Annotated in this window: 14 protein-coding genes; 12 read left to right on the top strand and 2 right to left on the bottom strand. The window is 71.4% G+C overall.

From position 1 onward, the window contains the following. The first annotated feature begins 44 nt into the window (after positions 1-44). The 5 genes from MKL20_RS31040 to MKL20_RS31020 are packed head-to-tail and all read left to right on the top strand — an operon-like array spanning position 45 to position 6333. Positions 45-1700, top strand: a complete 1656-nt coding sequence (locus MKL20_RS31040; RefSeq protein WP_244039908.1) for an ABC transporter substrate-binding protein — start codon at positions 45-47, stop codon at positions 1698-1700. After that, positions 1681-2646, top strand: a complete 966-nt coding sequence (locus MKL20_RS31035) for an ABC transporter permease (protein WP_244039907.1) — start codon at positions 1681-1683, stop codon at positions 2644-2646. The genes MKL20_RS31040 and MKL20_RS31035 overlap by 20 nt, the downstream gene beginning before the upstream one ends. Beyond that, positions 2643-3509, top strand: a complete 867-nt coding sequence (locus tag MKL20_RS31030) for an ABC transporter permease (protein ID WP_244039906.1) — start codon at positions 2643-2645, stop codon at positions 3507-3509. The genes MKL20_RS31035 and MKL20_RS31030 overlap by 4 nt, the downstream gene beginning before the upstream one ends. Then, positions 3506-5269 carry a dipeptide ABC transporter ATP-binding protein gene (locus MKL20_RS31025; RefSeq protein ID WP_244039905.1) on the top strand — a complete coding sequence of 588 codons (1764 nt, stop codon included), beginning with the start codon at positions 3506-3508 and terminating at the stop codon, positions 5267-5269. Before MKL20_RS31030 ends, MKL20_RS31025 begins: the two co-directional genes overlap by 4 nt. After that, on the top strand, positions 5266-6333 hold the full coding sequence (locus tag MKL20_RS31020) for a PLP-dependent cysteine synthase family protein (protein ID WP_244039904.1): 1068 nt from the start codon (positions 5266-5268) through the stop codon (positions 6331-6333). The genes MKL20_RS31025 and MKL20_RS31020 overlap by 4 nt, the downstream gene beginning before the upstream one ends. A 21-nt stretch (positions 6334-6354) precedes the next feature. Here the strand turns inward: MKL20_RS31020 and MKL20_RS31015 are convergent, their stop codons facing one another. Beyond that, entirely contained in the window at positions 6355-7089 is a 735-nt protein-coding gene (locus MKL20_RS31015; RefSeq protein ID WP_244039903.1) for a VOC family protein, read from the bottom strand. Between the two features lie 234 nt (positions 7090-7323). On the opposite strand from MKL20_RS31015, the gene MKL20_RS31010 reads away from it, so the two are divergent. Genes MKL20_RS31010 through MKL20_RS30995 form a run of 4 tightly spaced genes read left to right on the top strand, consistent with a single transcriptional unit; the run spans position 7324 to position 12462 of the window. Further along, the gene (locus MKL20_RS31010; RefSeq protein WP_244039902.1) at positions 7324-8991 is read left to right on the top strand and encodes a TIGR04028 family ABC transporter substrate-binding protein; all 1668 of its coding nucleotides are present in this window, start codon (positions 7324-7326) and stop codon (positions 8989-8991) included. An 11-nt stretch (positions 8992-9002) separates the two neighbouring features. After that, positions 9003-9941, top strand: a complete 939-nt coding sequence (locus tag MKL20_RS31005) for an ABC transporter permease (RefSeq protein WP_244039901.1) — start codon at positions 9003-9005, stop codon at positions 9939-9941. Then, a complete protein-coding gene (locus MKL20_RS31000; protein WP_244039900.1) occupies positions 9938-10837 on the top strand; it encodes an ABC transporter permease in 900 nt (299 codons plus the stop codon). The genes MKL20_RS31005 and MKL20_RS31000 overlap by 4 nt, the downstream gene beginning before the upstream one ends. Further along, positions 10834-12462: a dipeptide ABC transporter ATP-binding protein gene (locus MKL20_RS30995; RefSeq protein WP_244039899.1), complete on the top strand. Its 1629-nt coding sequence runs from the start codon at positions 10834-10836 to the stop codon at positions 12460-12462. The genes MKL20_RS31000 and MKL20_RS30995 overlap by 4 nt, the downstream gene beginning before the upstream one ends. Before the next feature lie 39 nt (positions 12463-12501). Here MKL20_RS30995 and MKL20_RS30990 read toward each other — a convergent pair whose 3' ends face one another. Continuing rightward, positions 12502-13269, bottom strand: a complete 768-nt coding sequence (locus MKL20_RS30990) for a Crp/Fnr family transcriptional regulator (protein ID WP_244039898.1) — start codon at positions 13267-13269, stop codon at positions 12502-12504. A 328-nt stretch (positions 13270-13597) separates the two neighbouring features. On the opposite strand from MKL20_RS30990, the gene MKL20_RS30985 reads away from it, so the two are divergent. Genes MKL20_RS30985 through MKL20_RS30975 form a run of 3 tightly spaced genes read left to right on the top strand, consistent with a single transcriptional unit; the run spans position 13598 to position 16649 of the window. Continuing rightward, positions 13598-14959: an ABC transporter substrate-binding protein gene (locus MKL20_RS30985; protein WP_244039925.1), complete on the top strand. Its 1362-nt coding sequence runs from the start codon at positions 13598-13600 to the stop codon at positions 14957-14959. After that, positions 14956-15813, top strand: a complete 858-nt coding sequence (locus tag MKL20_RS30980; protein WP_244039897.1) for an ABC transporter permease — start codon at positions 14956-14958, stop codon at positions 15811-15813. Before MKL20_RS30985 ends, MKL20_RS30980 begins: the two co-directional genes overlap by 4 nt. Beyond that, positions 15810-16649: an ABC transporter ATP-binding protein gene (locus MKL20_RS30975; protein WP_244039896.1), complete on the top strand. Its 840-nt coding sequence runs from the start codon at positions 15810-15812 to the stop codon at positions 16647-16649. The genes MKL20_RS30980 and MKL20_RS30975 overlap by 4 nt, the downstream gene beginning before the upstream one ends. Positions 16650-16690 lie beyond the last annotated feature (41 nt).

The following is a 16690-nucleotide window of genomic DNA, read 5'->3' as shown; positions in this document are numbered from 1 at the left end:
CGCATCGATCGCAACTCCGGGCAGAGGGGCCCCGACGGACAGCCATGACCAACCTGCGTGACGATGCTCCCCATCCGGCCCCGGGCCGGCCCCTCCGGCGCCCCGCCATCCTGGGCCGGCTCGGCATGCTCGCGGCGGCCGCCGTCTGTCTCCTCGGCGCCGCGGCGCGGGACTGCCGGGCGGACGGGCCGGTCCAGGGCGGGACGCTGACGGTCGGCCTCGCCTCCGACACGGCGATCATCGATCCCTCGATCACCGGCAGTTCGATCACCGCCCTGATCACCCGGCACGTGGTCGATTCGCTCGTCGGTCAGGCCGAGGACAAGAGCTTCACCCCCTGGCTCGCCGAGCGCTGGGAGGTGAATGCTGACAACACCGTCTACACGTTCCATCTGCGCCGCGGCGTGACCTTCAGCGACGGCACCCGGCTCGACGCCGAGGCGGTGGCGTTCAACATCAACCGCATCCTCGACCCGAAGACGACGTCGAGCTACGCCAAGTCCCTGCTCGGCCCGCTCGATACCGTGGCCGCCCCGGACCCCGACACCGTCGTGTTCCGGTACAAGCAGCCCTTCGTGCCGCTGCTGCAGGGCCTGAGCCTGCCCTATCTCGGCATCCAGTCGCCGACCTACCTGCGCGACGCGCGCAGTACCACGAACACCGTCGTCGGCTCGGGCCCGTTCATCCTCGAACGCTACGTCAAGGGCAGCGGCAGCCAGCTGGTCCGGCGCAAGGATTATGCGTGGGGGCCAGGCTTTGCCGCCCATACCGGGCCGGCCTATCTCGACGCCATCGCGTTCCGATACCTGCCGGAAGCCGCGGTGCGGCTCGGGGCGCTCACGAGCGGCCAGATCCAGGCGATCGACGAGGTGCCGCCGGCGAATTTCCGCGCGGTCCAGGCGGATCCGCGCCTGCGCGTCGTCACGCGCGAGAACCCGGGGGTGAACTGGTCGCTGTTCCTCAACACCAGTCGCGGCCCCTTCGCCGATATCCGGGTCCGACAGGCCTTCCAGAGCGCGATCGACATCCCGCCGCTGGTCAAGGTCGCCTTCTTCGGCAGCCTGAAGCCCGCCGACAACATCCTCGGCCCCGCGACCCTCCATTACGATCCGGCGGTGGCGCACAGCTGGGGCTTCGATCCGCAGCGGGCGGCGCGGCTGCTCGACGAGGCCGGCTGGACGCGGACGGACCCGGAAGGCATCCGCACCAAGGCCGGGGCACGGCTCGCCGTCCGCTTCGTCTACGACGTCGCCTTCTCGGGGGCCGACAACCTCACGCTGGTCCAAGCCGTCCAGTACGCGGTGAAGAAAGCAGGCTTCGATCTTCAGCTGGATCCGCTCGATGCGGGCGGGTTCACGGCCCGGACCGCCGCCAACGACTACGACATGGCCTCGATCTACTATGTCCGCCCCGAGCCGGATATCCTGCGCACGGTCTTCCACGCGGCCTATATCCCGCCCAACGGGGCGAATTTCTCCCGCGTCACCGCCCTCGACGCGGCGCTGACGCAGGCGGTCGGCGCGCCCGACGCGGTGCGCGGGGGCCTCTACCGGCAGGTCCAGGCCGAGATCATCGGGTCCGCCTACGCGGTGCCGCTCTACGTGCCGGCGTTCCAGCTCGGCGCGTCGAAGCGCCTGAACGGCATCAGCTGGACAGCGAACGCCAAGCCGAGCTTCTACGATGCCTGGCTCGCCCCGTAGCCGAACCGCCCCGGCCGGGCTCGTCGTCGCGCTGCAGCGCCTCGGCGTGATCCTCAGCGTGCTCTGGGCGGCCGCGACGATCGCCTTCGTCGCGATCAAGGCGATTCCGGGCGATCCCGTCGCCATCCTGACCGGCGGCGAGAACGTCGTCGACGCCGCGGAGCGGGCCGCCCTCGTCGCGCGCTACGGCCTCGACCAGCCCCTGGCCGTCCAGTACGCCCGCTACGTCGCGCACGCGCTCGCCGGGGATTTCGGCCAGAGCTACCAGTATCGGCTGCCGGTGATCACGGTCATCGCCGAAGCCGCAGGCCCGACGCTCCAGCTCGCGGGCGCTGCCATGGTCCTGGCTCTCGGCCTCGGCCTCGCGAGCGCCCTGGTCTCAGCCGGCCGCCGCGGATGGCTGCGCGGCGTGCTCTCCGGCCTCGAACTCGTGGTGCTGAGCACGCCGGTCTACTGGTTCGGCCTGCTGCTGATCGTGCTGTTCAGCTTCACCCTCGGCTGGTTTCCGATCATCGGCGGCGACGGGATCCCGGCGCTGGTCCTGCCGGCGGTGGCGCTCAGCCTGCCGCTGGCCGCGCTTCTCGCGCAGGTGCTGCGGGACGGGCTGGAGGAGGCGCTGGCGCAGCCCTTCGCGCTCACGATCCGGATGCGCGGCGTCGGCGAGGCGGCGCTGCGCCTGCGCCACGCCCTGCGGCATGCCGCGCTCGCCGCCTCGACGCTGGCCGGCACGCTGTTCGCCGGCGTGCTCGGCGGCTCGATCCTGACCGAGACGGTGTTCGGTCGCTCCGGCATCGGCCAGATCACGATCCAGGCGATCCGGACCCGGGACATGCCGCTCCTCCTCGGCCTGGTGATGCTCTCGGCGCTGGCCTCGGTGCTGATCAATCTCTCCCTCGACGCCCTGTACCGGCGCATCGATCCGCGCCTGAGGCGGGCCGCGCCATGACCGACATGCTCGCGATCATCGACCGGCTCCGCCCCGATCGCGGCTCGCCCGCGCCCTGGCATAGGCCCGGCCTCCTCGTGCCCCTCGTCCCCGTGCTGCTCCTGGCCGTCGCCACCGCCGCGCCCGGCCTGTTCACCGGGCTCGCCCCCGACGCGATCGACACCGATGCGATCCTGGCGCCCCCCGGCCCGGCCCACGGGTTCGGGACCGACCAGCTGGGCCGGGACGTCTTCGCCCGGGTGGTCCACGGCACGTCGCTGTCCCTGACCATCGGCCTCGGCGCGACGCTGGTCGCCTGCGCGGGCGGCGTGCTGCTGGGACTGGCGGCGGCGCTCGCCCCGCCGGTCGTGCGGGCGATCCTCGTGCGGCTGATCGATGTCTTCCTCGCCTTCCCCGAGATCCTGCTCGCGCTCCTCGTCATCGTGGCCCTGGGGCGCGGACCGGCCAACACCCTGCTGGCGGTGGGTCTTTCGAGCATCGCCGGCTATGCGCGGCTGGTGCGGTCGCAGGTCCTGCAGGTCGTCCGGTCCGGCTATGTCGAGCACGCCGTGGCGCTGGGCGAGCCGCGCCGGACCATCATCCTCCGTCACGTCATCCCGAATGCGACCCGGCCGCTCGTGGTGGTGGCGACCATCGGCCTCGGTCATGCGGTCCTGACCGCCTCGGCCCTGAGCTTCATCGGGCTCGGCGTGGTGCCGCCGGTGGCCGAGTGGGGTGCGCTGCTGGCCGACGGCCGGAACTACCTCGACACGGCGCCCTGGATCAGCGTCCTGCCGGCGACCGTCGTCGCGGTCTCGGTGATCGCCATCACGATCCTCGGGCGCGGGCTGCAAGACCTGCTGGCCGGGAGCGACGGCTCGTGACCGGCGCGGGCGCCGATCCCCGCGATCCGGTTCTCCGGGAGGAGGCTCGGTCCACCCCCGTCCTCGCGGTCGAGGGGCTGCACGTCGCCTTTCCGGGCCGGAGCGGTCCGGACGAGGTGGTGCGCGGCATCTCCTTCACGATCAGGCCGGGCGAGGTCCTGGCGCTGGTCGGCGAATCGGGATCGGGCAAGTCGGTCACCGCCCGGGCCCTTGTCGGGCTGGCGGGGGCCCGCGCCCGGATCCGGGCCGAGGCGCTGCGGCTGACCGGCCACGAGGGCCGGGCCCTCGACCTGCTCGGCCTCTCGGAGCGCCGGTGGCGCGCCGTCCGCGGCCGGCAGGTCGGGTTCGTGCTCCAGGATGCCCTGGTCTCCCTCGATCCGCTGCGCAGGATCGGCCAGGAGGTCGCCGAGCCGATCCTCGCGCATCGCCTGCTGCCCCGGGACGCGGTGGCGGGGGAGGTGCAGGCCCTGCTCGCCCGCGTCGGCATCCCCGACCCCGCAATCCGGGCGGCGCAATACCCGCACGAACTCTCCGGAGGCCTGCGGCAGCGGGCGCTCATCGCCTCGGCGCTGGCAGGCCGTCCGCGTCTCCTCATCGCCGACGAGCCGACCACCGCCCTTGACGTGACGATCCAGCGCCAGATCCTGGCGGTCTTCGCGGATCTGGCCCGGGCCGGCCACGGGCTGCTGCTGATCACGCACGACCTCGCGGTCGCGGCCCAGGTCGCTGACACGATCGCCGTGATGCAGCACGGCGCGATCGTCGAGGCGGGTCCGGCCCGGGCGGTGCTGGCCGATCCCCGCCACGCCTATACCCGCCGCCTGCTGGCCGCGGTCCCGGGGCCCGAGACGCGCCAGAGCTGGCTGTCCAGAGCCGGCCCCCGCCCGGAGCGGGCGCGGGATCCTCGTCCGGCCGAGCCCATCCTCGAAGTCCGCGACGTCGCCGTCCGGTTTTCCCGCCCGGGCGGGGCGGTCGATGCCCTGGCCGGGGTCTCGCTTCGGGTGCGGCAGGGCGAGACCTTCGGCATCGTCGGTGAATCGGGCTCGGGGAAGACCACCCTGGGCCGGGTCGTCCTCGCCCTTCAGCGGGCGGATCGCGGCGAAGTCCTGTTCGAGGGGCGACCCTGGAGCACGCTACCGGAGCGGAGCCGCCGACCGTTGCGCCCACGGATCCAGACCATCGTCCAGGATCCTCTCGGCTCGTTCGATCCGCGCGACACCGTGCGGCGGATCCTCGAACAGCCCCTGCGCCTGCAGCCCGGCCTCGCCGCCGGCCAGCGCGCCGCGCGGGCGGCCGAACTGATGGCCCTCGTCGGGCTGCCCCGCGAGATGCTGGCGCGGCGACCGAGAACGCTCTCGGGTGGCCAGCGCCAGCGCGTGGCGATCGCCCAGGCCCTGGCCGGCCAACCCGACCTCCTCGTCTGCGACGAGCCGGTCTCGGCCCTCGACGTCACGACCCAGGCCCAGATCCTGGACCTTCTGGCCGACCTTCAGCACCGCTTCGGCCTGACCCTCCTGCTGATCTCGCACGATCTCGGCGTGATCCAGCACATGAGCGACCGCGTCGCGGTGATGAAGGATGGCCGGATCGTCGAGACCGGCCCGGTCGAGGACATCTTCGCGGCGCCCGCGGATTCCTACACCCGGCGCCTTCTGGCGGCGCTGCCCGCGCTGCCGGCCCGCGCGGCGCCGGACGCGGCCGCCGAACCGATCGGTCCGAGCGATGCCGCGCGCGCGCCCGGCTTGGAGATCCACGCATGACCGCATGGTCCGATCATCTCGCCGCGCTGATCGGCAACACGCCGCTGCTGGAACTCAAGCGCTTCGGCGGCCGGCAGACCAGTCCCTGCCGCATCCTGGCGAAGATCGAGTATCTGAACCCGGCCGGCAGCATCAAGGACCGCACCGCCTGGGGGATCATCCGCGCCGCGGAGGCCGAGGGGCATCTCCGGCCCGGCCAGACGCTGGTCGATCTCACCAGCGGCAATACCGGGATCGGGCTCGCGGCCCTGGCCGCGGCCCGGGGCTACCGGGCGAAGTTCTACCTGCGCGCCTCCACGAGCCCCGAGAAGATCGCCCTGATCCACCAATACGGCGCCCGGACGATCCTGATCGACGATGCCGAGTTCCTGCAGCCCGGCGCCGTGGACCTCATCATCGATCGGGTGCAACAGGAGAATCCGGACGCCCTCTACACCAACCAGCGCAGCAATCCGGCCAACCCCCGGATCCATTTCGAGACGACCGGCCCGGAGATCTGGCGCGATACGGCGGGGGCGGTCGACATCCTCGTGTCGGCGGTGGGAACCGGGGGCACGGTCTCGGGCACCGGCCGCTACCTGAAAGCGCAGAAGCCCGGCCTGAAGGTGGTGGTGGTCGAGCCGGCGGCCGGCTCGGTCCCGACCCCCGACCATCCGGACGTGGACACCGTCGAGGGCGTGCACAAGGTGACCGAGGTGGAGGCGCAGCATCTCCCCGGCAACTACGATTCCGGCGTCGTCGACGCGGTGATCGCGTGCGAGACGGCCCAGGCTCGGCTCACGGCCCGGGCGCTGGCGCGGGACGAAGGGCTCACGGCAGGGCCGTCCTCGGGGGCGGTTCTGTTCGCGGCAGCCCAATTGGCCGCGCGGCCGGAGAATGCCGGCCGGACCATCGTCGCCATCATCGCGGATAGCGGCGAGCGCTACCTCTCCCAGCCTGGCGTCGAGGGAGACCGGACACCCCAACCCGATCCCGCGCCCGGCCTCCAGCGCCGATCGGGCGCGTGGTCGAGCCCGGCTGTCAGAACCGGTCCGAAGCCGACCTATCATGGTCCCCTCGGCTGAGGGAATCGGCTGTCGGCTGGGTCAAGCGGCCCCGACCTGAAGGCGTGCGCCGTGCGTGCGGGCCGGATCGAGTTCCGCCGCCGGGCCGGACGACCGGAACCGCACGGCGTAAGGCCCCTCGTCCCTTGCATCGACGGCCTGCGCGACCTCGGCGCCCGACTCGAGCCGCAGGATGCTGCCGCCCAGGGTGAACGCCGTCTGCCCGGGATCTGCGGCCAGCAGGGCCTGGTACCGTTGCGCGCTGACCGCCCGATCCCTCACGGCGACCGCGACCTCGGCAATGCCCGAGACGCTGTTGGCGTGGTGCCGGGCCGCCCCCTCCGGCACGCGCAGGGCCCGCGGCGTGAGGTCGCCGCACAGGAAGGGCACGTCCGGGCGCGGCGAGCGCGCCGTCTGCCACCGCAGCACGGCGCCGTCCGGGCGGGCGCGGCCGCCGTCGAACGGCCCTTCGAGATCGAGGCCGCGCGCGTTGGCGCGCGCGATCGCGGCGCCGACATCGTCGGGGAGCAGCGCGTAATCGACAAACCCTTCGCCCGCCCGGTCGAGCAGCCGCCACCAGCGGGAATCCAGATCGGGCCGGCGGAAAGCGATCAGCTCCAGGTAGGTGCCGTCGGCGAAGACCACGAGGGCGTTGTGGGTGACGCCACCCGCATGCTCGCCGCCCGGAACCACCGTGAAGCCCAGCGCCCCGTAATCCCGGATCGCGGCGTCGAGATCGGCGACGGCGATGACGACGTGGTCCAGGCTGAGCGGCATGCGGCAGGTCCATCCTCGCTGCTTCGCCGTTCGGAAGCGAAGCGGTTCATCCCCGCGCAGCGTGCCACGAAAGCCCACCGCAAACAAAGCGATGGTTATTTACGAAAGCGCCGCAAGCAATGGACAAAGCATCCCCGGGAATCCTGGCTGGATAGAAGGATGTCGCTTTGTGATCGGCGCTTATTGCATCGCGACAAAGGCCGGTCCTCTATGGTGAGAGACGGGAGATCGAAGATGACCAGGGACGAAGCGAGCCGGCGCTGGGGCGGCGATGCGGCGACGCGTCGTGCCGCCCTCGGCGCCGTGGCGGCCGTGCTGGCGGCGTTCGTCGCGGTGCCGGCCTCGGCCGCGGAGGAGCCCGTGACGGGCGGCACGCTGGTCTACCTGGAGCAGCAGGCGCACACGAACCTGTATCCCCCGGCGGGCGGCTTCTACCCGAACGGCGGCATCCTCAACCAGATCACCGACAAGCTCACCTATCAGAACCCGAAGACCCTCGAGATCGAACCGTGGATCGCCAAGTCCTGGACGGTCGACGCGGATGCCACCGCCTACACGTTCGAGATCCGCGAGGGCGTGACCTTCTCCGACGGCACCCCCGTCGATGCCGCAGCGGTCGCCAAAAACTTCGACACGTTCGGTCTTGGCAACAAGGACCTCAAGCTGCCGGTCTCGGAGGCGATCAACAACTACGCCCGCAGCGCGGTGCTCGGGCCGCTCACGGTGCGCTTCCACTTCACCAAGCCCTCGCCGGGCTTCCTGCAGGCGACCTCGGTCATCGGCTCGGGGCTCGTCGCGCCGAAGACGCTGGCCCTGCCCTTCGATCAGCTCGGCGACGCGACCCGGATCGTCGGCTCGGGGCCGTTCGTCATCGTCCGCGAGACGCTCGGGCGCGAGATCCAGTTCGCCGCGCGCAAGGACTATGCCTGGGGGCCGCCGCAATCCAGCCATGGCGGGCGGGCCTATCTCGATGGGATCAAGCTGATCGTGACGCCGGAGGACAGCGTCCGGATCGGCGCACTCCTGGCCGGTCAGGCGCATATCATCCGCCAGATCCAGGCCTATGACGAGCGCGAGGTGGAGGCGAAGGGTTTTCCGATCTCGGCGCCCTCGACGCGGGGCGTGAACAATTCGATCGCGTTCCGGCCCGACAATCCGCTGGTCGCGGACCTTCGGGTGCGCCGGGCACTGACCCTCGCCACCGACACCCGCGAGATCGTGGATACGCTCTACTCGGAGCACTATCCCCGCGCGACCTCGGTGATCGCCGCGACGGCGACCGGCTACCGCGATCTCTCCGCGAAGCTCGCGCCGGACGCGGTGGCCGCGCGGAGGCTCCTCGACGAGGCGGGCTGGCGGGTCGGCCCCGACGGCATCCGCCGCAAGGACGGCCGCGAACTCGCGCTCACCGCCTACGAATCTCTGCCGCAGCCGCAGAACAAGGACATGCTGCAGCTCGTCGCGCAGCAATGGGCGAAGGTCGGCGTGAAGCTGTCCGTGCTCGCCGGCGATTCCGGCAGCCGCACCCTCGACATGCTCGACCCGCTCAAGACCGGCGTCGCGCCCGTGATGGTCGGCCGCGCCGACCCGGACGTGATCAAGAGCCAGTTCTATCCGAAGAACCGCGACGCGCTCCTTCAGAAGGGCGGATCGTCGACGAAGGTCCAGGCCTTCGTCGACGAAAGGCTGAACGGCCTTTTCGATGCGATCGCGGGCGAGCCGGACCGGGCGAAGCGCCTCCAGCTGGTCGGCGAGGTCCAGGAATACCTGCTCGACCAAGCCTACGTGATCCCGATCTTCGAGGAGCCCCAGGCCTTCGCGGCCTCGCCCCTGGTCAAGGGGCTGGCCTTCGAGGCGGTCGGACGGCCGAGCTTCTACGGCACTTGGCTCACCCGGCCGTGAGGGCCTTGCCGATGGTGCGGCGGCTCCTCGCGCGCATCGGGCAGGCCCTGGTCGTCCTGCTCGCCGCGTTCACGGCCTCGTTCCTGCTGCTGCAGGCGTTGCCCGCCGACGCGATCCTGATCAAGTTCATGAACCCGGATCTGGGGCTGAGCCCGGAGCAGATCGCCGAGATCCACGCTGCCTACGGCGCCGGCATGCCGCTCTGGAGCCAGTACCTGCACGCGCTCGGCAACTTCCTGACCGGCGATTTCGGCACCTCGGTGCAGGCCGGGGTGCCGGTGCGGGATAGCCTCGCGGCGAACCTGCCCGCGACGCTGACGCTCGCCGCGCTCGGGTTTCTGGCGGCGGTGATCCTGGCGCTCGCCGTCTCCTTCCTGTCGAACCTCACCGGCTTCGTCTGGCTGCGAAACAGCCTCGCCGCTTTGCCGTCGCTGTTCGTCTCGGTGCCGGTGTTCTGGCTCGGCATTCTGCTGATCCAGGTGTTCTCGTTCCAGCTCAAGCTCGTCCCCGTGATCGACCCGGGACCGTGGGAGCGGCTGATCCTGCCGGTCGCGGCGCTGGCGGTGCCGATCTCGGCGCCGCTCGCGCAGATCCTGATGCGCAACATCGACGCCGTGCTGACCCAGCCCTTCGTCGCTGTGGCGCGAGCGAAGGGCGCGAGCCGCCATTCCGTCCTGTGGCGCCACGTCGTCCCGAACGCGCTCCTGCCGACGCTGACGATCGCTGGCGTGCTCTTCGGTGAACTCCTGGCCGGCGCGGTCGTCACCGAGACGGTGTTCGGCCTCAACGGGCTCGGCACCCTGACCCAGCAGGCGGTGGCCAACCAGGACATGGCGGTGCTCCAGGCCGTGGTGGTGATCTCGGCCACGGCCTTCGTCCTCATCAACCTCGCGGTCGATCTCCTCTATCCGCTGCTCGACCCGCGCATCGCCGAGGCGGACGCCCGATGAGTACGGTCCCGACGCGCGTCTTCGCCTCCGGCTCCGAGGCCGGCCGAACGGCACCCGCCGCGGCGGCGCGGCGGATCGCGCGAGGCGGATTCGCCGCCCTGCGCCGCACGCCGCCGGGACTTGTGCTGGCCTGGCTCGTCATCGCGACCGTCGTGCTCTGGGCGCTGGCGCCCGGCCTGTTCGCCGGCCAGAACCCGGTCGCCGGCATCGCCCGCGAGAAGCTGCTGCCGCCGAGCGCCGCCCACCTTCTCGGCACCGACGCCTTAGGCCGCGACCTGTATGCCCGGATCGTGCACGGCGCGGTCCATTCCCTGTCCGGCGCCTTCGTCGCCGTGACCGTCGGGCTCCTCGCCGGGACGAGTCTCGGCCTCGTGGCCGGCGCGAGGGGCGGGCTCGTGGACCTCCTGGTGATGCGGCTCGTGGACACCTTGCTGGCGATCCCGACGCTGCTGCTGTCGCTGACCATCATCGTGCTCCTCGGCTTCGGCACGGTGAATGCCGCGATCGCGGTCGGGCTCGCCTCCGTGGCGAGCTTCGCCCGGCTGACCCGCTCCGAAGTCGTGCGCGTGCGCGGCGCCGACTACGTCGAGGCCGCCTACGGCTCCGGGGGTACCTTCTGGCGCGTGCTCTGGCGGCACGTGCTGCCGAACTCGCTGACCTCGGTCATCGGCCTCGCGGCGCTCCAGTTCGGCACCGCGATCCTGTCGATCTCGACCCTGGGCTTCCTTGGCTACGGCGCGCCGCCGCCGACTCCGGAATGGGGCCTGCTGATCGCGGAGGGCCGCAACTACATTTCCCGCGCGTCGTGGATCACCACAGCGCCGGGGATCGTGGTGGTGCTGGTGGTGCTCTCGGCGAACCGCATCAGCCGCGCGTTCGCCGGGAGCCCCCGATGAGCGCGCCGCTCCTCGCGATCGATCATCTCGACGTCTCCTACGCCGACGGGCCGGATCGCCGCCGGGTGGTGCACGGGATCTCGCTGGACGTCGCCGCCGGCGAGGTCGTGGCTCTGGTCGGCGAGTCGGGCTCCGGCAAAACGACCCTCGTCCAGGCGGTGATCGGCCTGCTGCCCGAGGGGGGCCGGATCGACGGCGGCGCGATCCGGCTCGCCGGCACCGACATCGCCGGCTGGTCGCAGCGCCGCCTCGACGCTCTGCGCGGGGAACGGATCAGCCTGATCCCGCAGGATCCGGGCTCGTCCCTGAACCCGGTTAAGACGATCGGCGCCCAGGTCGGCGAGATCCTGCGGCTGCATCGCCGGCTGGGACGCGCCGAGATCCGGGAGGCCAGCCTCGACCTGCTCGCCCAGGTCGGGCTGTCGCAGCCGGCCCTGCGGCTCGGCCAGTACCCGCACCAGCTCTCCGGCGGCATGAAGCAGCGCGTGCTGATCGCCATCGCCACGGCCCTGCGCCCGAGCCTCATCATCGCCGACGAGCCGACCAGCGCCCTCGACGTCACGGTCCAGAAGCGCATCCTCGACCTGATCGACACGCTGCGCCGCGAGAGCGGCACCGCGCTCCTTCTCGTCACCCACGACCTCGGCGTCGCCGCCGACCGCGCCGACCGGATCGTCGTGCTGCGCGACGGCAGCGTCCAGGAGCGCGGCCCGGCCGCGGCCGTGCTGTCCGCGCCGCGCAGCGCCTATACCCGCCAGCTCCTCGCCGATATTCCGTCGCTCGCCGCACCCCGGCTTCGCCCGATTCCAGCGCCGCGGGAAGGACCGCCGGCCGTGGTCGTCGAGACCCTCGCCCGGGATTATCCCGGCGCCGGCCGGCGCCCGTTCCGGGCCGTGGACGGGCTGTCCTTCACGGTCGCGCCGGGCACCACCCACGCCATCGTCGGGGAATCCGGCTCGGGCAAGTCCACCACCATCCGGGCGATCGTCGGCCTGGAGCGGCCGTCCGCCGGCCGGATCCTGGTCGACGGGCTCGACCTCGCGACGCTGCGCGGCGACACGCTGCGGGCGTTCCGGCGCCGCATCCAGCTGGTCTACCAGAATCCGTTCTCCTCCCTCGACCCGCGCCAGACGATCGAGGCGATCGTCGAGGAGCCGCTCCTCAACTTCGAGCCAGTCGCCCGGGCCGAGCGGGCCCGGCGCGTGGCGGAGATCGTCGAGCGGGTCGGCCTGCCATCCGGCCTCCTCCGACGGCGTCCGGCCGCGCTTTCGGGCGGGCAGCGCCAGCGCGTCGCGATCGCCCGCGCCCTGGTGCTTGAACCGAAGATCCTGATCCTCGACGAGGCGGTCTCGGCGCTCGACGTGACCGTGCAGGCGCAAATCCTGCGCCTCCTCGACGGCATGCAGGCCGAGCGCGGGTTGACCTACCTGTTCGTGTCGCACGACCTCGCGGTGGTCCGGCGGATCGCCGACACCGTCACGGTCCTGCGCGACGGCCGCGCGGTCGAGCAAGGCACGGTCGAGGCGGTCTTCGAGCGGCCCCGCGACCCCTATACCCGCGACCTCATCGCGGCGATTCCCGGCCAGCGCCTGCCGGCGCCCCGACCCGTCGCCGCGGAGGCGTGAACCGCGAGCCGACCCTTGCGATTCGGCCTAGGGCCCGCCTCAAGCAGCCGCTTGGACGATGGCGGTCAAACGCTCCGGGTGGAGGATGCGGATGGACGCCTTGTCCACGGCGACGATGCCGTCGGCCTGAAAGCGCTTGAGCATCATCGTCACCCATTGCCGGGTCGAGCCGATGAGGGCGGCGATCTCGTCATGCGTGATGCGCCGTTCGATGATGCGGGCGCCCGCTTCCTTCCGCCCGTAGAGATCGCCGAGATTGAGGAGGAGCTGTGCCAGGCGCTCGATCACCGAGCGGGTGCCCAGCATCTGCGCCATCGCGGTGTAGCAGCGGCCCTTCGCCTCCAGCGCCTCGATCAGGCATAGGGCGAAATCCGGCATCTGGCGGATCAGGCTGCGCAAGGTCGCGGCCGAGAGCGCGGTGACCCGGGAGGGCTCGATCGCCTCCCCCGACCAGTGATGGAATCCGCCGCCGGTCAGGCTCGGGCCGCCGATGAAATGACCCGCCGTCCAGTAGGCGAGGGTGATCTGCCGGCCGGACGGCCCGGTATAGAACACCCGGATCCGTCCGGCCTCGATCAAAAAGATGCCGCCATGCGGTTCGCCCTGGCGGAACACGCTCTGGCCCTGCGCGAGGGTGAGGCTGCGCCCGGCCGCCCGCAGGCGCGCGATGTCGGCCTGCGGCAGGCCATCGAGGAAGGTCGCCCCGTCATCCAGCCCCTCGATGGTCTCGCTCAGGAACAGGGCGCTGACGATCAGGGGCGCGGGCGCCCGTGACGGGGCAGTCAGGGCGGCGAGCGCGGGCGGCATCAGGAAGATCCGGTTCGGCAGAGTCCAACACCCCGACTATGCGCGCCGCAAGATTTTGAACCAGTCCAAACATTTCTCGCGCCGGAGAATTTTATCTCTGATGATCGGCATCGAAGAGACTCTTCTTTCCGTCACCTCGGCGGTACGGACAAAGGCAGGATCTTCGACGAGACAGCAATTAATTGCTGTCTTGCCGGTCCCCTCGGCGGCGAACATTGCGCCTGCTCCCGCGCGCCGTCGGGACGCAGCCCCGCGCTCAGGAGCCGCCCGCGTGATCCCCCTTCGCCGCCTCACCGCAATCCTGCTCGCGGTCTCCACCCTCGCGACGATGGCGCAGGCGGAGACCATCCGTGTCGCCGTGGGCACGCAGGACACCACAATCAACTGCGCCACAGGCGGTCTGCTGATCCGGGAGCTGAAGCTCCTCGAAAAATTCCTGCCGCATGACGGCACGTACAAGGATGCCACCTACGATATCCAGTGGCGCAACTTCACCAGCGGCGCGCCGCTGACCAACGAGATGGTCGCCGGCAAGCTCGATCTCGGCGCGATGGCCGACTTTCCGGGCTCCCTGAACGGCGCCGCCTTCGCCAAGGCGGGGCGGCGCAGCCTGTTCCTCAGCGTGCTCTCGGGCAGCCTCACGGGCAGCGGCAACGGGGTGGTCGTGCCCGTCGCCTCCCCGGTGCAGGCCTTCACTGAGCTCAAGGGCAAGACCATCTCGGTGCCCTTCGCTTCCACCGCCCACGGCCTGCTGCTGCGGGCCGTGAAGGCGCAGGGCTGGGATCCCGAGCGGGACGTGACCATCATCACGCAGGCGCCGGAGGTCGCGGGCTCGGCGCTGAAGGCCAACAAGATCGACGCGCATGCCGATTTCGTGCCCTTCGCCGAACTGTTCCCCTGGCGCGGCATCGCCCGGAAGATCTACGACGGCTCGCAGTCGAACGCCCCGACCTTCCACGGCGCGTTGGTCGACGCGGCCTATGCGGAGCGCTACCCCGAGATTGTCACGGCCTACCTGCGCGCGGCGATCGAGGCGGATCGGCTGATCGCGGCCGAGCCCGAGCACTACGCCGAACTGATCGCGCGCGTGACGGGTATCGAGGCGGAGGTCGTCTACCTGTTCCACGGGCCGCTGGGCCTGCAGACCCGCGACATCACCTGGAAGCCGGAATACCGGCAGGCCCTGAAGACCTCGATCGAGACCCTGACGCTCCTGAAGAAGGCTGATGGCGATCTCGACGTCGACCGGTTCGTCGACGACCGCTTCGTGCGCGCGGCCGCCGCACAGGCCGGGATCGACTACGAGGCCTGGCTGAAGGACTACGCCCAGGCGCCGCTCAAGGCCGTGGACGCCGGGACTGGCCAGCCGATCACCGACGTCTCGCGCGTCGCCCAGATCTGGGTGACGCGCGAGGACAAGGTCCGCCACTACGCCTCGCCCGAGGCGGCGCTCGCGGCGCTCGCCACGCTGGAGCAGGGGGGCGGCAGCGCGCGCGTCGTCTACGCGCAGGACCGAAACAGCGGCATCAAGCTGTTCGCCGCGCAGGCCTGGTACGTGCGCGATCCCGAGCGCCGCCTCAGCGCCTTCCTGCTCAAGGGCGATGCCGAGGCTTTCGCCAAGGCCAAGGGCGGCGAGGTGCTCGATTTCGCCGCTGCCCGTGCAGGCGCGGCGCGGCTCAGCGCCCGATGAGTGCCGGAACCCTCGGCGCCCCCGGCGTCGCCCTGACGGCGCGGCCGGGGGCGCGGGCGACGTCGCGCCGGCTCACCCCGTTGCCGGTTCGCCGCCTTGCGATCCGGGCCGGTGCGCTCGGTCTCGGCCTCCTCGCTTGGCATCTCGCGGCGAGCCTGAAGCTCGATCTCGGCCTCGTCACCTTCCGCAACGTCCCGACCCCCGCCGCGGTGGCGCGGGCGGCCTGGGCGCTGGCGCATGCGCCGAAGCTCGGCGCCCATCTCGGGGCCAGCCTCGCGCGGGTGCTCGGCGGCTTCCTGGCGGCGCTCGTCGCCGGGATCGGCCTCGGCCTCGCCATCGGCCGCTCGCGCCTGGCGGGCGACCTCCTGCTGCCGCCCCTCGAAGTGCTGCGTCCGATCCCGGCGGTCGCCTGGATCCCGCTCGCGATCCTGATGTTCCCGTCGTCGGAGGCCTCGATGGTGTTCATCACCTTCACGGGCGCGCTGTTCCCGATCCTCCTGAACACCGTGCACGGGGCGGAAGCGGCCAGCCCGCGCCTCGTGGCATCCGCCCGGAGCCTCGGTGCCGGGCCGGTCGCGATCCTGCGCGAGGTGGTGATCCCGGCGGCGCTGCCGAGCATCGTCACGGGCGCGGCCATCGGCATGGGCACAGCCTGGTTCTGCCTGGTCACCGCCGAGATGATCTCGGGCCAGTACGGGATCGGCTACTTCACCTGGGAATCCTACACGTTGCAGAATTACGACGACATCGTCGTCGGCATGCTGCTGATCGGCCTCCTCGGCATGGGCTCGAGCGTCGCAGTGCGCGGGCTCGGCCGACTGGCCATGCCGTGGACCCGGGGAGGCCGCCCGTGAGCGTCGCTTCGGCATCGGCCGCGGGCCGCATCGACATCACCGGCGCCGCGATCCGGCTCGGGGCCGGTGCCGAAGCTTTCGAGGTCGTGCGCGACATCGACCTCACGATCCCGCCGCGTCAGTTCGTGTGCCTGCTCGGGCCGTCGGGATGCGGGAAGTCGACCCTGCTCGGCGCGCTCGCCGGCCATCTCGATCTCGCCCGCGGTAGTCTTGCGTTGGACGGTCAACCCGTGGCCGGCCCGCACCCGGAGCGCGGCATCGTCTTCCAGCAGCACACGCTGCTGCCGTGGCAGCGGGTCGTGGACAACGTCGCGTTCGGGCCGAAGATGCGCGGCGTCGGTCGAGCCGAGCGGCTTGCCCGGGCCCGCGAGTTCCTGGCGCTGGTCGGGCTGGCGGACTTCGCCGAGCGCTATCCCGCGGAGCTATCAGGCGGCATGCAGCAGCGGGTCGAGATCGCCCGAGTGCTGATCAACCGGCCCCGCATTCTGCTGATGGACGAGCCCTTCGGGGCGCTGGACGCGCAGACGCGCCTGATGATGCAGGAATTGCTGCTCGACATCTGGACGCGCCTGCCGACCACGGTGGTCTTCGTGACCCACGACATCGACGAGGCGCTGTTCCTGGGCGACCGGGTGCTGGTGATGTCGGCCCGTCCCGGCCGCATCCTGGAGGACATCCCGCTGGCCTTCCCGCGCCCGCGCGGCCGCGACCTCGTCACCGATCCCGACTTCGTCGCCCTGAAGCGGCGCTGCCTCGACCTGCTGCGCCCCCGGGACGGCCAACCCCCGCTGCCGCGCCTGACCCCGCTCGGGCTGCCGCTCGCGGGGGCGGCCTGACATGTTCGATCGCACTTCACGCTGCGGTCCGGCCCATAGGG

The sequence above is a fragment of the Methylobacterium sp. E-066 genome, assembly GCF_022829635.1.
Lineage (GTDB): Bacteria > Pseudomonadota > Alphaproteobacteria > Rhizobiales > Beijerinckiaceae > Methylobacterium.
The sequence above is the reverse complement of the archived record's forward strand: the minus strand, read 5'-3'. Positions and strand labels throughout refer to the sequence as shown.

What these genes read in the sequence shown, in the direction of transcription:
- MKL20_RS30995 (WP_244039899.1), top strand. Translation starts at nt 10,834, where the DNA reads ATGAGCGCGCCGCTCCTCGCGATCGATCATCTCGACGTCTCCTACGCC.
- MKL20_RS31035 (WP_244039907.1), top strand. Translation starts at nt 1,681, where the DNA reads ATGCCTGGCTCGCCCCGTAGCCGAACCGCCCCGGCCGGGCTCGTCGTC.
- MKL20_RS30985 (WP_244039925.1), top strand. Translation starts at nt 13,598, where the DNA reads ATGGCGCAGGCGGAGACCATCCGTGTCGCCGTGGGCACGCAGGACACC.
- MKL20_RS31020 (WP_244039904.1), top strand. Translation starts at nt 5,266, where the DNA reads ATGACCGCATGGTCCGATCATCTCGCCGCGCTGATCGGCAACACGCCG.
- MKL20_RS30990 (WP_244039898.1), bottom strand. Translation starts at nt 13,269, where the DNA reads ATGCCGCCCGCGCTCGCCGCCCTGACTGCCCCGTCACGGGCGCCCGCG.
- MKL20_RS31015 (WP_244039903.1), bottom strand. Translation starts at nt 7,089, where the DNA reads ATGCCGCTCAGCCTGGACCACGTCGTCATCGCCGTCGCCGATCTCGAC.
- MKL20_RS30980 (WP_244039897.1), top strand. Translation starts at nt 14,956, where the DNA reads ATGAGTGCCGGAACCCTCGGCGCCCCCGGCGTCGCCCTGACGGCGCGG.
- MKL20_RS31030 (WP_244039906.1), top strand. Translation starts at nt 2,643, where the DNA reads ATGACCGACATGCTCGCGATCATCGACCGGCTCCGCCCCGATCGCGGC.
- MKL20_RS31040 (WP_244039908.1), top strand. Translation starts at nt 45, where the DNA reads ATGACCAACCTGCGTGACGATGCTCCCCATCCGGCCCCGGGCCGGCCC.
- MKL20_RS31010 (WP_244039902.1), top strand. Translation starts at nt 7,324, where the DNA reads ATGACCAGGGACGAAGCGAGCCGGCGCTGGGGCGGCGATGCGGCGACG.
- MKL20_RS31005 (WP_244039901.1), top strand. Translation starts at nt 9,003, where the DNA reads ATGGTGCGGCGGCTCCTCGCGCGCATCGGGCAGGCCCTGGTCGTCCTG.
- MKL20_RS31000 (WP_244039900.1), top strand. Translation starts at nt 9,938, where the DNA reads ATGAGTACGGTCCCGACGCGCGTCTTCGCCTCCGGCTCCGAGGCCGGC.